This is a genomic window from Nocardiopsis xinjiangensis YIM 90004 (assembly GCF_000341145.1).
GTDB lineage: Bacteria > Actinomycetota > Actinomycetes > Streptosporangiales > Streptosporangiaceae > Nocardiopsis > Nocardiopsis xinjiangensis.
The window spans coordinates 1-13759 of sequence record NZ_ANBE01000028.1 but is presented as its reverse complement, the minus strand read 5'-3'; the positions used below and the strand labels follow the sequence as shown (position 1 = coordinate 13759).

12 protein-coding genes are annotated in these 13759 nt (G+C 70.3%); 10 read left to right on the top strand and 2 right to left on the bottom strand.

Annotated elements, in window-relative coordinates:
- The first annotated feature begins 94 nt into the window (after positions 1–94).
- The 9 genes from D473_RS0113835 to D473_RS0113795 all read left to right on the top strand — a co-directional run bounded on the left by D473_RS0113835 (position 95) and on the right by D473_RS0113795 (position 10335).
- Entirely contained in the window at positions 95–2608 is a 2514-nt protein-coding gene (locus D473_RS0113835; protein WP_017609659.1) for a sensor histidine kinase, read from the top strand.
- Position 2609: 1 nt separating this feature from the next.
- Positions 2610–3044, top strand: coding sequence for a roadblock/LC7 domain-containing protein (locus D473_RS0113830; protein ID WP_017609658.1), 435 nt, complete (start codon positions 2610–2612; stop codon positions 3042–3044).
- The gene (locus D473_RS0113825) at positions 3041–3484 is read left to right on the top strand and encodes a DUF742 domain-containing protein (protein WP_241474795.1); all 444 of its coding nucleotides are present in this window, start codon (positions 3041–3043) and stop codon (positions 3482–3484) included. The genes D473_RS0113830 and D473_RS0113825 overlap by 4 nt, the downstream gene beginning before the upstream one ends.
- Entirely contained in the window at positions 3465–4061 is a 597-nt protein-coding gene (locus D473_RS0113820) for a GTP-binding protein (protein WP_017609656.1), read from the top strand. The genes D473_RS0113825 and D473_RS0113820 overlap by 20 nt, the downstream gene beginning before the upstream one ends.
- A 157-nt stretch (positions 4062–4218) precedes the next feature.
- Positions 4219–5136 (top strand): sirohydrochlorin chelatase, encoded by a 918-nt coding sequence (locus tag D473_RS0113815; protein ID WP_026126931.1) that lies wholly within the window; start codon positions 4219–4221, stop codon positions 5134–5136.
- Between the two features lie 261 nt (positions 5137–5397).
- The gene (locus D473_RS24875; RefSeq protein ID WP_017609654.1) at positions 5398–8022 is read left to right on the top strand and encodes a sensor histidine kinase; all 2625 of its coding nucleotides are present in this window, start codon (positions 5398–5400) and stop codon (positions 8020–8022) included.
- On the top strand, positions 8012–8443 hold the full coding sequence (locus tag D473_RS0113805) for a DUF742 domain-containing protein (RefSeq protein ID WP_017609653.1): 432 nt from the start codon (positions 8012–8014) through the stop codon (positions 8441–8443). Before D473_RS24875 ends, D473_RS0113805 begins: the two co-directional genes overlap by 11 nt.
- A gap of 56 nt (positions 8444–8499) precedes the next feature.
- On the top strand, positions 8500–9717 hold the full coding sequence (gene lhgO / locus D473_RS0113800; RefSeq protein WP_017609652.1) for an L-2-hydroxyglutarate oxidase: 1218 nt from the start codon (positions 8500–8502) through the stop codon (positions 9715–9717).
- Between the two features lie 126 nt (positions 9718–9843).
- Positions 9844–10335, top strand: coding sequence for a hypothetical protein (locus D473_RS0113795; protein WP_017609651.1), 492 nt, complete (start codon positions 9844–9846; stop codon positions 10333–10335).
- Between the two features lie 10 nt (positions 10336–10345).
- On the opposite strand, the gene D473_RS0113790 is transcribed toward D473_RS0113795, so the two are convergent.
- Together D473_RS0113790 and D473_RS0113785 are read right to left on the bottom strand one after the other, a co-directional pair.
- On the bottom strand, positions 10346–11068 hold the full coding sequence (locus D473_RS0113790) for an HNH endonuclease family protein (RefSeq protein ID WP_026126930.1): 723 nt from the start codon (positions 11066–11068) through the stop codon (positions 10346–10348).
- Positions 11069–11178: 110 nt separating this feature from the next.
- Complete coding sequence (locus D473_RS0113785; protein WP_026126929.1) at positions 11179–11757, bottom strand: TetR/AcrR family transcriptional regulator; 579 nt, start codon at positions 11755–11757, stop codon at positions 11179–11181.
- A gap of 349 nt (positions 11758–12106) precedes the next feature.
- On the opposite strand from D473_RS0113785, the gene tyrS reads away from it, so the two are divergent.
- Positions 12107–13411, top strand: coding sequence for a tyrosine--tRNA ligase (tyrS, locus tag D473_RS0113780; protein ID WP_017609648.1), 1305 nt, complete (start codon positions 12107–12109; stop codon positions 13409–13411).
- Positions 13412–13759 lie beyond the last annotated feature (348 nt).

The following is a 13759-nucleotide window of genomic DNA, read 5'->3' as shown; positions in this document are numbered from 1 at the left end:
CTGTGCGCACCGTCATCGACGCATGTCCGCGTCGGTTCCATCCCTGCGCAGTCCACACCACCCCCGGTGTCCGCGATCCGTCGGGAGGAGCACCATGGGGCAGTCAGGAGGCACACGCCGCGGTATCGGGACGCAGCTCAAGAAGATCGTGCTGATCCCCAGCATCACGTTCCTGATGCTGTTCGTGGTGATCAGTGCCGGTACCCTCACCCAAGCCGTCTCCCTGCGTGCGGCCGCCACGGAGGGGGACGCCGGTGCCGAGCTCGCCCGCGCCCTCACCGATCTGCAGAACGAACGCCGCCTGCACGCCGAGTACGCGGCCGACCCCGGGGGCGAGAGTGAGACCGCCCTGGCCGAGGGGATCGAGGACTCCGAAGCCTCCCTGGAGACCGTCCGTTCCCTGCGGGAGGACCTCGGCGGCCGGAAAGCCCCCTTCAACGGGACCCTCGTCGGCGGTTTCTTCGAATCGCTCGAGGGGATCGAGGAGCTGCGCGGTACCGGTTCCGGTGGTTCCGACGACATCGACACCGTTCTGAGCACCTACACCTCCGCGCTGCGTGAGGGCGTGCGCCTCTACAGCAGCATCACCCGCACTCTCGACGACGGGACCGCCGCCGCCGAGGCCGCCGCCACCACCGACCTCATGTGGGCCCAGGAGAGCTTCGGCCACGCCGACGCCCTCATCAGCGCCGCACTCGCCGGACAGGAGCTCACCCGCTCCGACCAGAACCGCATCGCCGCGCTGACCACCGACGCCCGCCACCGTGTGGCCACCGTCCACCCCGGCCCCGACGCCGTCGACGGTCCGGCACCGGGGGACCTGCTCTCCGGCGCCCCATGGCAGGACACGCTGGAGGCCGCCGACACCCTCGCGGCACACGAACCCGAGGTCACGGTCGAACCTCTCACCGGTGAGCAGGAGAGCGAACTGTCCCCGCTCGAGACCCTCGACGACTGGCGCGAGGACGCCGACCCCGTCAACACCGAGCTCGCCGCGATCATCGACGCCCGCGCCGGGTCGGTGGTGGAGACCACCGAGTCGGCCGCCTCGTGGATGATGACGGTGTCGGTCGGCGGCGGAATCCTGTCGCTGTTCGCCGGTGCCCTCTCTTACGGGGTCGCCGCGCGCACTGCGAGCCGCCTCACCTTCCGCCTGGCCAAACTCCGGGCCGAGACCCTCGGCAGTGCCCGCAAGGACCTGCCCCGCATCGTGCGCCGCCTCGAAGCCGGCGAGAGCGTCGACCTCGACACCGAACTCCATCAGCTCGACCACGGGACCGACGAGGTCGGGCAGGTCGCCGACGCCTTCAACACCGCCCAGCGCACCGCCGTGAGCGCGGCCGTCAAACAGGCCGACATACGCGAGGGCGTCAACCGGGTGTTCCTGGGCATCGCCCACCGCAACCAGTCGCTCGTGCAGCGCCAGCTCCAGCTCCTGGACCGGGTCGAACGCGAGGAGGACGACCCCGACCTGCTGGAGAGCCTCTTCCAGCTCGACCATCTGGCCACACGCGGTCGCCGCCACGCCGAGAACCTCATCATCCTGGGCGGGGCCCAGCCCGGACGCCGTTGGCGCCATCCCATCCCGCTGGTCGACATCCTCCGGGGCGCGATCTCCGAGAGCGACGAGTACGCACGGGTACGCCTGACCACCATTCCGGACCTGTCCCTGTCCGGGACGGTCGTGGCCGACGTCATCCACATGCTCGCCGAACTCGTCGAGAACGCCACCGCCTACTCGCCCCCGCACACCGAGGTCACCATCGCGACCGAGACCGTGCCCAAGGGTGTGGTCGTCGAGATCGAGGACCGCGGGTTGGGCATGACCGAGGACACCCTCTCGCGGTCCAACACCACCCTCTCCGAGGCCCCGGAGTTCGACGTCATGGCGGCTGGGGTCGACGCCCGTCTGGGCCTGTTCGTGGTCGCCCGCCTGGCCGCCAAACACGACATCGCCGTGGAACTGCGCCCCTCGCCCTACGGGGGGACCCGTGCCGTGGTGCTCGTGCCCGGAGCCCTCATCGCCCCCTCGGCCGATGCGGTCCCCGAGCGTCCACGCCTCGGCGGCGCGGCACGCCGCGACCAGAGCCCGGCCACCGCGCCCGGTCCCGAGAATGCCGACCCCTCGTCCTCGGCCGGGAAACGTGCTACCCGCGCGGTCCTGCGTCCCGTGCCCGAACCGCAGGAGGAAGGGGCGGAGCCCTCCGCGGAGCCGGTCCTGCGCGGTGTGCCCGATCTGTCGACCGTCCCCGAGAGGGAGGCGGGAACGGCCCCCGAACAGCAAGGTGCGCAACCACCCCTGCCCCGGCGCCGGGGCAGGGACCGGGTCGGCACGGAGCAGGGGCGTCCCGGGCTTCCCCGACGCCGGCGCCAGGCCAACCTCGCCCCCCAACTGCGCCGGGAGCCGCCCGGGGAAGCGGAGCCCCGGGCGGAGGAACGGGCCGCACCCAAGGAACGCGGTCCCGAACAGGTGCGGCAGATGATGAACGCCTTCAGTGCGGGGACCCGGCGCGGCCGGGACGAGCAGTCCGAGACCACGGGGGGCGAACGAAGCAGTGACGGTCAGGTCGGCGGCGACGCCGACGAGCACACGGGAGAGAGCGACTGAGATGGTGGGCAAGAGCAAGGCCGCAGACAACCTCGACTGGCTCCTGGACGACCTCGTCGGTCTGGTGGTCGGTGCTGAGCACGCGATCGTACTGTCCTCGGACGGCCTGCTGCTGGGCAGCTCCCGGACCCTGGATCCCGAGGACGCCGAACACTTGGCCGCGTTGGCCTCGGCGTTCCAGAGCCTGGCCCGGGGGACGGGCCGACATTTCGGCGGGGGAGGAGTACGCCAGACCGTCGTGGAGATGGAGTACTCCTACCTCTTCGTCACCGCCGCGGGTGACGGCGCCTGCCTCGCCGTACTGGCGAGGGAGGAGGCCGACGTCGGCCTGGTCGCCTACGAGATGAACCTGAGGGTCAAACAGGTCGGCCAGTTCCTCACGGCCGCCCCTCGTAGGTCGGACCACCTCACGACAGCAGGAGGAGCCGGGACATGACCGCGCCTCGAGACAGGGTGCCGGGCGATCCGTGGGACGGCGGTCGAAGAGGCCCGTGCGCCGGCGGGGACACGTCCGTGGGGGTCGTGGGCGGCTCCACGGTCGGTCCGCTCGTGCGTCCCTACACCATGACCAAGGGGCGCACCAGACCCACCGGCCGGGGCGGACAGCTCGACCTGATCACTCTCGTGGTGGCGGTCTCCGACCGGGAGGAGGACGGCCGGGAGCCCGAGCACGAGGCGATCCTGCGCCTGTGCCGCAGACCCGTCTCCGTCGCGGAGGTCTCCGCCCGGCTCGACATCCCCCTCACCGTCGTCAGGGTTCTCCTGAGTGACCTGCTCGCCGAGGGCGACCTCCGCACCCGGGCGGCCCCGCCCGTGACCGAACTCCCCGAGAAGAAAGTGCTTCAGGCGGTACTCGATGGCATCCGCAGACTCTGATACACAGCCGACAGAGGCGATTCCGCACGCGGTCAAGATCATCGTCGCCGGAGGGTTCGGCGCGGGCAAGACGACCCTGGTCTCCTCGGTCAGCGAGATCGCCCCACTGAGCACCGAGGAGGTCATGACCGAGGCCAGTTACGGGGTGGACGACCTCGGCGGGGTGGAGGAGAAGACCACCACCACCGTGGCCCTGGACTTCGGCCGGATCACGATCGGCACCGACATCGTCCTCTACCTGTTCGGAACCCCCGGCCAGGACCGGTTCTGGTTCATGTGGGAAGAGCTCGCCGCGGGGGCCCTGGGCGCGGTGGTCCTGGCCGACACCCGTCGGCTGGACACCTGCTTCCACGCGGTCGACTTCTTCGAACGCAAGGGCGTGCCCTTCATCGTCGCCGTCAACCGCTTCGAGGGCTCCACCGAGTACTCGGCCGAAGAGGTGCGAGAGGCGCTCGACGTCCCGGAGAACGTTCCGGTGGTGGCGGCCGACGCCCGCGAGCGAAAGTCCAGCAAGGAGGTGTTGGTGGAGCTCGTCACGCACGTACTGCGCAGCCGCCAGGCCGCGATGAGCGGTTGAGATCCGGGGCTGAGGCCTGATGCCGCAGGGCATCCACCGGGTGTACGTTCGGTGGGTGCGCTCGTGAATGTGGTGTTGAACGCTACAATGTCGCGGCAGTGACCTTGGCTCTGATCTGCCCGGATCACCCCATCCGCCTCTCATCTGAATCCCTGGTATGCAAAACTCTGACCGACTTCCCCCGCGCGAACTGCCCAAGCGACGCTCCGGCCGACACCGGAACCCCCTGTCCTTCGACAATTGGTTCGGGACCCCGGCGCTGATCATGGCGGTTCCCGGCACGGCCGAACAGGCCAAGGACGCCGACGGTGAGTCGATCGGTGCCCGGATGGCCGATCTGGTGCGCGCCTATCGCCCCGAAGTGAACATCCGCCACGGACACACCGAGGGTGAGGAAGAGACCCTGGCCGATGCGCTCAACGGTCTGGACGAGGGCGGCGAGCGTCCCCTGGCCGGGGTCGTTGTTCCGCTCGTCACCGCTCCGCACACTGCGGTCTCGGCCGCCGTGGAACGTGCTGTGGCCGACAGCGGTGCCGATGTGCGCATCACCGAGGGCCTGGGACCGCACCCCATGCTGGCCGAGGTCCTGCATCTGCGGCTGGCCGAGTCCGGTTCGGTGCGCGCGGACCGGATGCGTCTCATCAGTGTCGTCGCCCGCAACACGACGATGGCCGACGGGGTCGTCGTCGGTGGTGTGGGCGGCGAGGGCGCCGTGGGTGCGGCCGGTGTGACCGCCGTGCTGCTGGCCGCCCGCCTGGGCGTGACCGTGCTTCCCGCCGACCTGGACGACGAGGAGGCCCTGGAGCGTGTCATCGGCCAGCTGCGCGAAGGAGGCTCGCAGCGCCCGGTCATCGCCCCCAGCGCCCTGGGCCCGGAACTGCCGTGGGAGCGCCTGGAAGCGCTGACGGAGCGGCTCGACGTGCGACTGGGTGATCCGCTGGGCGCCGACAGTCTGCTCGGCAAGATCGCCGCACTCCGGTACGCGGAGATCCTCAACTCCCTCGGGGTGGAGCAGCCGCCCACCGCGGAGGAGCTGCCTGCGCCGGTGGGTTCGCGCCACCGTCCAGATTCCTGACCGGCGACACGCCGACCCGCGAACGACATCGGGGGGCCTGCCACACACACGTGGTAGGCCCCCCGTCGCGTTGTGTGCCCCTCCCACCTGGACAGGAACCTCCCGGTAACACACGTTCCGGCGACTTGCGAGCTTTACGAATGTAACTAGTAGTGATTATTTGACAACGCAAAGCAATGAAACTTCGATAGCCTCAGGCACGACCGAGAGTCGCCGGGGCGTCCGAGGAGGAGTCCGGCACACGCACCGGCTGGAGGGGCCATGCGAAAGAAAGGCGACGTCGCGCCCACGATCCGAGGACAACTCAATCGCATCGTGCTGATCCCGAGCCTGTGCTTCCTTGCCCTGTGGCTCGTGGTCGCGACGGTGGGGACCGTCCAGGCGGTCCAGCTCATGGGCGCGGTGAACCAGGCCAAGGACGGCGCGGAGATCTTCGCCGGCGCTGCGGAGGAGCTGCGGGCCGAACGGCGCCAGGCGCTGGTCCAGCTCGGCTCCGTCGAGAGCGGCGACCGGGCGGCCGTCGAGACCGCCTCTCTGGAGGAGGGGCGGGAGTCCACGGACGAGGCGCTCGAGGAGGCCGTGGCCGCCGCAGCCGACCTCGGAGCGGGATGGGACGGCGAGGTCGACCGCATCGTCACCGATCTGCAGGAGGCGCCCGCCGGTGTGGCCGAACTGCGCCGGGGCATCGACGAGGCCATCCCGAACCGCGAGCGTGTACTGCTCGAGTACGGGGAGATCCTCGACCTGCTCCAGGAGACCGTCACCGCACTGGTGCACGCCACCGACGGGGGAGAGAACCTCTCCGACGCGGTGCTGGCCAGCGACCTGATGAGTGCACGATCGGAGTACTCCGAGGCAGACGCCCTGCTCGCCGGGGTGATCGCCGCCGGGGGGATGAACCATCAGGAGAGCGCCCACTTCACCTACCTGACCGCTTCCTACCGGGACACCCTGGAGGCGGCCGGGGACTCGCTCCACTCCGACATCCGCTCCCAGCACGAGGAGATGATCCGAGACCAGGACTGGGGCAGGGCCGAGGAACTCAGCCGCGATGTGGTCACCCGGCCCCTGTTGATCGAGACCGGGGCCGTCACCGCCACCGGCGAACCCGTCCTCGAACCCAATACCGGCGTCGACGTCTCCGCCGACGACTGGGAAGGGTCCTCCTTCCCTGCGCTGGGCGAACTCGACGCACTCGCCCTCGCACAGACCGAACGCACCGTCGACCTCGCCTGGAGCGCCGCCCTGCTGCGTGTCTCCCTGGGCGTGGCTGCCGCGGGCGCGGTCCTCGTCGCCGGCATGGTCGCCATCGCCGTCGTCGGGCGCTCCTCCCGTCGCCTGACCGGGCGCCTGGCCCGGCTGCGGGGCCAGATCCTCGACCGCGACGACGACCTGCCCGAGATCATCGACCGAGCCCAGCGTGGCGAACGCGTCGAGGTGCAGGACGAACTGCCGCCCCTGGACGAGTGCGGTGAGGACGAGGTCGGACAGGTCGCGGAGGCCTTCGACAGCGCTCAGCTCGCCGCCGTCGAGGCCGCCGTCCGCCAGGCAGAGATCCGGCGGGGTGCCAATCGCGCCTTCCTCGGCGTGGCCTTCCGCAACCAGGCCTTGGTCCAACGGCAACTACGCCTGCTCGACGAGATCGAACACGACGAACAGGACCCCGACGCCCTGCACCGTCTGTTCCAGCTCGACCACCTGGCGACCCGGGGCCGCCGCTACGCCGACAACCTCATCATCCTCGGTGGCGGACAGGCCAACCGCCGCCGGAGCAAGCACCGGCCGCTCGTGGACGTGCTGCGCGCAGCCATCGCCGAGACCGAGGACTTCGGCAGGGTCCGTCTGACCTCCGCGCCGCGCATCCTCATGCACGGCCAGGCCGTCGCCGACGTCGTGCACCTGCTCGCCGAACTCGTCGAGAACGCCACCCAGTTCTCCCCGGCCGAGAGCCACGTCGACGTGAGCTGCTCGCCCGTGGTCGGCGGGCTCGTCGTCGAGGTCGAGGACCGTGGGTTGGGCATGTCCGAACAGGGATACGCCAAGGCCGAACACACCCTGTCCCGTCCTCCGGAGTTCGACGTGATGGCCCTGCCCGAAGACCCGCGTCTGGGCCTGTTCGTCGTCTCCTGCCTCGCCGAGCGCCACGGGGTCCAGGTGTGGCTGCGGCCGTCCCCGTACGGCGGCACACGTGCCACCACCCTCATCCCCGAGTCCGTGCTCGAACCCCCCGAGACCCCGATTCCGGGCATCGAGGCCTCAGGCACCCCGAACCCGGACGGGCGCCGGCAGGAGCTCGACACACCCGCCCCCAGCGGATCGCAGCGTCCCCTGCCCCAACGCACACCCCGGGTCCCCGCGGGGCTCGGCTCCCCGGAGGCGGTTCGCAACCCTGCCGGGACCGGTCCGCAGCGGCCCCTTCCGGGGGACGCGCAGGACACACCCGTGCCCCGGGAACACCCGGAGCCGCACGGCGCGCCCGCACCCGACGGAGGGCGGCCGCCGCTGCCGGTGCGTACCCCGCGCTCCCGGCAACCCGTAGCGCCGCCCGCGCGACCGTCGGGGACCCCGACCACGGGCCGGCACGCGACACCGCCCACCGGGCAGCCCGCAACGCCGCCCCCGGAACGGACCGGGACACCTCCCACGAGTCGGCCCGAAGAACCAGCCGCAGCACAGCCGGGCGGCGACCGGGACTCCGGACCGCTGCCCGGTGTTCCCTACTGGAACGACCCTTCCCACATCTCAGGTCCCCTCGAACCCATGGACCCGCCCACACCCGGCGAGGGCTTCCAAGCGCAAGAACCGAACCCCGCCCCGGGGGACCCTCCGTACGACGGGTCCCCATCCACCGTGCCCGGACACCAGGGGGGTCACCGTGAACGCTGAGAGACAGCAACCGCAGGAGGAGTCCACCGTCGCTCTCACCCGCAGGGCACCGGCGGAACTCGCACCGCCCGAGGGAGAGGAGGAACGGTTCCTGCGTCCCTTCGCCGTGGACGCGGGTGTGAACACCTCCCGCCCCGACGGGCCCGTCGAGCAGCTGGACATGCTCAGCCGGGTCGTGGCCGCCCGCACCCCGGGCCGGTACGAGTGGCTGCGCCCCGAACGCGAGACGATCCTGAACCACGCCGAACGCGCCAGCACGGTCGTCGAACTCACGGCGGAACTGGGTCTTCCGTTGGGGCAGGTCCGCGCCATCGCCGCCGAGATGCTCGCCGAGGGTTCCCTGCAACGCTGCGGTCCCACACGCTCGCTGGGCCATTCCGACCTCCTGCACGCGGTCCTGGTCGGTCTGCGCTCCCTGTGACGCAGGTACCCAGCCCCGGTGGCCCACTGCACAATCGCCGTTGCTAGCGTTCGGCCATGCGCAGCACCGGACACATCGGAGTCATCGGGGCGGGGATCGTGGGTCTGGCCCTGGCCCGGGAGATCGCCCTTCGCACGCCCGGGGGACGGGTCACCGTCCTGGAGAAGGAGGACCGGGTCGCCGCACACCAGAGCGGACGCAACAGCGGCGTCGTGCACGCGGGCCTGTACTACCGGCCCGGGTCGCTCAAGGCCACCCTCTGCCGGCGCGGGGCCGATCTGCTCAAGGAGTACTGCACCGAACACGAATTGCCCTACCGCGAGGCCGGCAAGGTGCTCGTGGCCGCCGACGCCGAGGACGAGGCCCGACTGGAGGAGATCGAACGCCGCGCCAAGGACAACGGTGTTCCCGGCGTGACCCGCCTCGGCCCCGAGGGGCTGCGCGAGATCGAACCCCACACCAGGGGAGTGGCGGGCCTGCACTCGCCCTCGACCGCCATCACCGACTATGCCGCCGTCGCCGAACAGCTCGCCGACGACGTGCGCCGCGCGGGCGGCCTGATCCTGCTCAACACCCCCGTCCTCGACCTGCGCCAGGACCACAGCCGGGTCGAGGTCCTCACCGGCGAGGCCGATGGTGAACGCGCCATCCACCGATTCGACCGCATCGTGGTCTGCGGAGGTCTGCAGACCGACAGCCTCGCCCGTATGGCCGGCGCGCCCGAGGACCCCCGAACCGTCCCCTTCCGCGGCCAGTACCACGAGCTCGTCCCGGAGAGCCGCCACCTCGTCAACGGCCTCGTCTATCCTGTCCCCGACCCCCACCAACCCTTCCTCGGTGTGCATCTGACCCGCCACGTCCACGGTGAGGTCATGGCCGGGCCCAACGCCGTCCTGGCCACTGCGGACGAGGGCTACAGCGGGCGCGACTGGCGTCCACGCGAACTCGCCCGCACTTTGAGATGGCCCGGCACCTGGCGTCTGGCCCGCCGCTACTGGAGCGTGGGCGCCCGCGAGATGCTCGTGTCCGCCTCCACCGCCGCCTTCGCCTCCCAGGCCCGGCGTCTGATCCCCGAGCTCGGGAACGCCGATCTCGTTCCGGCGCCTTCCGGGGTACGCGCCCAAGCGTTGGGACGTGACGGCCGGCTCCTGGACGATTTCCGCGTCGAGACCCACAACCGGGTGGTGTGCGTGCGCAACGCCCCCTCGCCGGCGGCCACCTCGTCCCTGGCGATCGCGGAGTTCCTCGCCGAGGAGTACGGTCTGGCCGAGTGACAGGGCGGTGTGTCGTGCCGGAGTTGTCCACAGGCACGAAAGGCACTCTGGAAAGCGGCCCGGGCAGAGCTCACCATGGGCGTCGTCGGTGCGGGAAGGCCCCGTCACCGTCCACGGGAGGAACCCATGCCCTTGGTCCGCCTGGCCGCATCGGCCCTGGCCTTCGTACTCGCGCTCACGCTCACGGCAGCGGGGGCGGCGCCCCGAGGAGGAACATTGGACGGATTCACCATCGGGCACCTGCCCGCACCCACCGAGGGGACCTCGACCTCCGACTTCACCTACGAGTGGGGTGAGGTCTCCTTCAACAGCCGCGTGTGGGAGAAACGCCTGGAGGACGGCGCCGCACGGGTGGTCCTCCAGGTCCTGGTGATGCGTGGTGACCGCCTGGCCGACCTCGACACCACCCGTGCCTTCCTCACCGAGTACCACGAGCGGGCCGAGGACTGGGCGCTCGCCGAGTTCGACCACGGCGGAGCACCGGGGCTGCACGGGGACGCCGAGGCGTTCTGGGTCCCCGAGACCGGGGTCGCGGTCGAGGTACGCGACCCCTCCGGCCTCGTGGGGACCGACGAGCTCATGGCCGCGGCCCGGGGCATCGCCGCTTCACCCGCCTGAGAGGGCGGGGTCAGCAGCCCTGGAGCACCTCGCGCAGTGCCTGCTCCTCGTCCGGGTCGACCGTCAGGTCCCAGGTGTGCTTGACCTCGATCCAGGAGGCCACGTAGTCGCAGTGGACCTCCTCCGACGGGGGCATCCAATCGGCCGGGTCGGCGTCCCCCTTGGACCGGTTGCTGGAGGCGCTCACCGCCCACAGCTGGGTGCTGTCCAGGTCGTTGGCGAAGCGCTGACGTTCCTCGGTCGTCCACGCGTGGGCACCCGACCTCCAGCCCTCCTTGAGCGCGACCATGTGGTCGATGTCGACGTCCTGTGCGTCGGTGAGGACCTCGTCGTCGTAGCGGCCGTCCCAGCTGCCCGAGACCGGCTGGCAGTCGTCGTCGACCTCGACGTCCTCGCCGTCGCGCTCCAGCACCACCTGCCGGGTCGTGCAGTTGTCCTCGACCCCGCTGTCCCAATGGGGGAACAGCGCCCGGTCGTACCCGGGCGGATCCTCCTCGTCCTCGATACGCAATTGCCCGAGCTGCTCCTGTGCCCGGTCCACGGACGTGTCCGAGGGGGCGCCGCCGGAGGTGTCCCCGGCCGGTCCGTTGCCGAGGTCGATCACACCCGACTGCTGCAACGCCACCACAGCCACCGCAATGACGGCGACGACGGCGCTCAGGGCCGCTGTGGTCCTGGAACGGGGCCGCCGCGAACCGGACCTGCCGCTCCGGAGAGAAGACTTCTTCGACATCTCAAGGGACTCCAACATTGTGTTCCCCGCTCCACGGGGCAGGACGTTCGTGCCCTTCAAGCGTGGCTCACGGCTGGAACCGTACGTGACGGCACCCCTGACCGAGGGCTTCACGCATGGTCGTCCGCGTCGGGGACGACCATCCGCACGCAACCCTCCACGAGCACGTCGAAGCTCGTGTCCACGTCCTCGGGGAGCCCGAACCCGCCGTTGGCCTCCAGATCCACGAACCCGTGCAGCGCGCTGCGCAGCGCCCGTATCACCGGCACACCTCTGCCTTCGGTCACACCGAGGCCCTGCAGTACCTCCGTGAGCACGGACACCGGATCGGGGGAGAGGGGCGCTCTCTCGGTCCCGGAAGGCAACAGCGGTGCGCGCTGCAGCGCCGTGTACCGGCCGGGGCGGGTGTGCGCGAAGTAGCGATAGGCGTGGGCGAACGCCCGCCACGCATCGGCGCCGGAACGTCCGTCGACGGCCTCTCGAAGACAGGCACCGAGTTCCTGGACCCCCGAGCGGGCCACCGCCCGGCGCAGACCGGTGAGGCCCTCCACGTGTTTGTACAGACTCGGCACCGAGACCCCGAATCGCTGAGCGACACCGGACAGGGTCAGTGCGTCGAACCCTTCCTCATCACTGAGCAGCGCGGCTTCGCGGGCCACCCGTTCGGGGGTCACACCGGCTCTAGGCATCGCCTTGCGCCCCGCAGCTCAGCTTCTCCAGGTCCTCGGGCCCGCAAGTCACCGGCATGGGGCCTCTTCCGTCCAGGTCGTGGGTGAGGCATGCCCCTGGTCGGTCGAAATGGCGCATGGTTCTCCTCCGGTCTCGTCCGGCCCCGGGATCGGGCCCACCAAAGAAGTTAATTTCCTTAACCATGTGTGGCAAGGCCCGGGTACGGTGAATGCGCGGTACCACCGCGACCAGGACCGTGCCCGCACCCGATAACGTGGGAGTGAGCGATACCGGGTGAAGGCGCAGCGCTCTTCCTCCCGGAATCACGGCAGATCGGGTTCGACCCGCCTCGCAACAGAAAGCAATACAGTGACCGACATCATCGACGAACTCCAGTGGCGCGGCATGCTCGCGCAGACGACCGACCTTGACGCTCTCCGCAAGGCGCTCGCCGATGGTCCGATCACCCTGTATTGCGGGTTCGACCCCACCGCCGGGAGCCTGCACGTCGGCCACCTCGTCCAGATCGTCACCCTGGCCCGCTTCCAGCAGGCCGGTCACCGTCCCATCGCCCTCGTCGGCGGGGGTACCGGCCTCATCGGCGACCCCAAGCCCAGCGCCGAGCGCCGTCTCAACTCCCGCGAGACGGTGAAGGGATGGGTCGCACAGCTCGGCAGACAGCTCTCGAGTTTCCTGCGCTTCACCCCCGAGGGGGAGACGGAACGGCCCACCGACGCGATCCTGGCCGACAACGCCGACTGGCTCGGAGAGCTCAGCGCGCTCGAACTCATGCGTGATGTCGGCAAGCACTTCAGCATCAACCAGATGCTGGCCCGGGACACCGTCAAGAACCGCCTCGACGGCGACGGCATGAGCTACACCGAGTTCAGCTACGTGCTGCTGCAGTCCTACGACTACGTGCAGCTCTACCGGCGCTACGGGTGCACGCTCCAGACCGGCGGCTCCGACCAGTGGGGCAACATCACCGCGGGCCTGGACCTGGTACGCCGCATGGACGCCAACGAGCCGCACGGCGCCGCGCACGGGCTCACCTTCAACCTGCTCACCAAGGCCGACGGCTCCAAGTTCGGCAAGAGCGAGTCCGGGGGCAACTTCTGGCTCGACCAGGAGCTGACCTCGCCGTACGCCTTCTACCAGTTCTGGTTCAACGCTGATGACCGCGACGTGGTCCGGTTTCTCAAGACCTTCAGTTTCCGCTCCCGCGAGGAGATCGAGGAGCTGGAGCGCCAGACCCAGGAGCGTCCGCAGGCCCGCGCCGCCCAGCGTGCTCTGGCCGAGGAGCTCACCACGCTGGTGCACGGCGAGGAGGAGTGCCGCAAGGTCGTCGACGCGAGCCTGGCCCTCTTCGGCCGCGCCGACCTGAGTGAACTGGACGGGCGCACACTCGAGGCGGCGCTCTCGGAAGTGCCCAAGGTCGAGACCGAGGTCCCGGTCGGGGAACTGCCCGGTGTGGTCGACCTCTTCACCGAGAGCGGCCTGACCCCCAGCAAGTCGGCGGCCCGCCGCGCGATCAAGGAGGGCGGGGCCTACGTCAACAACGTGAAGGTCACCGAGGAGGACGCCGTCGTCGCTGCCGGGGACCTGCTCGCGGAACGGTACGTCGTCCTGCGCAAGGGCAAGCGCAACATCGGCGGAGTCATCCTCCGGGGCTGAACCCACGGCGGTGAAGCGGGGCGGCCACCCACTGCCGGTGGCCGCCCCTCGGCGTTCCCACAGGTTCTGCCGGCCTGGGGGACCCTTGATCCCGGCCGAGCCCGACGGATAGACTCCTTCCGGACAAAGAAGCCGACGTGGACGCGCGGGCGACCTGTTCGAACGCGCACACGAGGGGCCGACAAGCCGCCCGGACGGGGCGCCCAGGTCCCGGATCGCCGATGACAGCGAGGGTCCGGGGTCTGGTTTGACGTCTGTCGAGGGCCTGCGTAGACTCTTTTGCGTCGCTGTGGGGCGGCGAGCCACCCGAAGGGTCGGTTCGGTTCCGGGCCACAAGCAATGACGATC

What these genes read in the sequence shown, in the direction of transcription:
- D473_RS24875 (WP_017609654.1), top strand. Translation starts at nt 5,398, where the DNA reads ATGCGAAAGAAAGGCGACGTCGCGCCCACGATCCGAGGACAACTCAAT.
- D473_RS0113795 (WP_017609651.1), top strand. Translation starts at nt 9,844, where the DNA reads ATGCCCTTGGTCCGCCTGGCCGCATCGGCCCTGGCCTTCGTACTCGCG.
- D473_RS0113830 (WP_017609658.1), top strand. Translation starts at nt 2,610, where the DNA reads ATGGTGGGCAAGAGCAAGGCCGCAGACAACCTCGACTGGCTCCTGGAC.
- D473_RS0113815 (WP_026126931.1), top strand. Translation starts at nt 4,219, where the DNA reads ATGCAAAACTCTGACCGACTTCCCCCGCGCGAACTGCCCAAGCGACGC.
- D473_RS0113825 (WP_241474795.1), top strand. Translation starts at nt 3,041, where the DNA reads ATGACCGCGCCTCGAGACAGGGTGCCGGGCGATCCGTGGGACGGCGGT.
- lhgO (WP_017609652.1), top strand. Translation starts at nt 8,500, where the DNA reads ATGCGCAGCACCGGACACATCGGAGTCATCGGGGCGGGGATCGTGGGT.
- D473_RS0113785 (WP_026126929.1), bottom strand. Translation starts at nt 11,757, where the DNA reads ATGCCTAGAGCCGGTGTGACCCCCGAACGGGTGGCCCGCGAAGCCGCG.
- D473_RS0113790 (WP_026126930.1), bottom strand. Translation starts at nt 11,068, where the DNA reads ATGTCGAAGAAGTCTTCTCTCCGGAGCGGCAGGTCCGGTTCGCGGCGG.
- D473_RS0113835 (WP_017609659.1), top strand. Translation starts at nt 95, where the DNA reads ATGGGGCAGTCAGGAGGCACACGCCGCGGTATCGGGACGCAGCTCAAG.
- D473_RS0113820 (WP_017609656.1), top strand. Translation starts at nt 3,465, where the DNA reads ATGGCATCCGCAGACTCTGATACACAGCCGACAGAGGCGATTCCGCAC.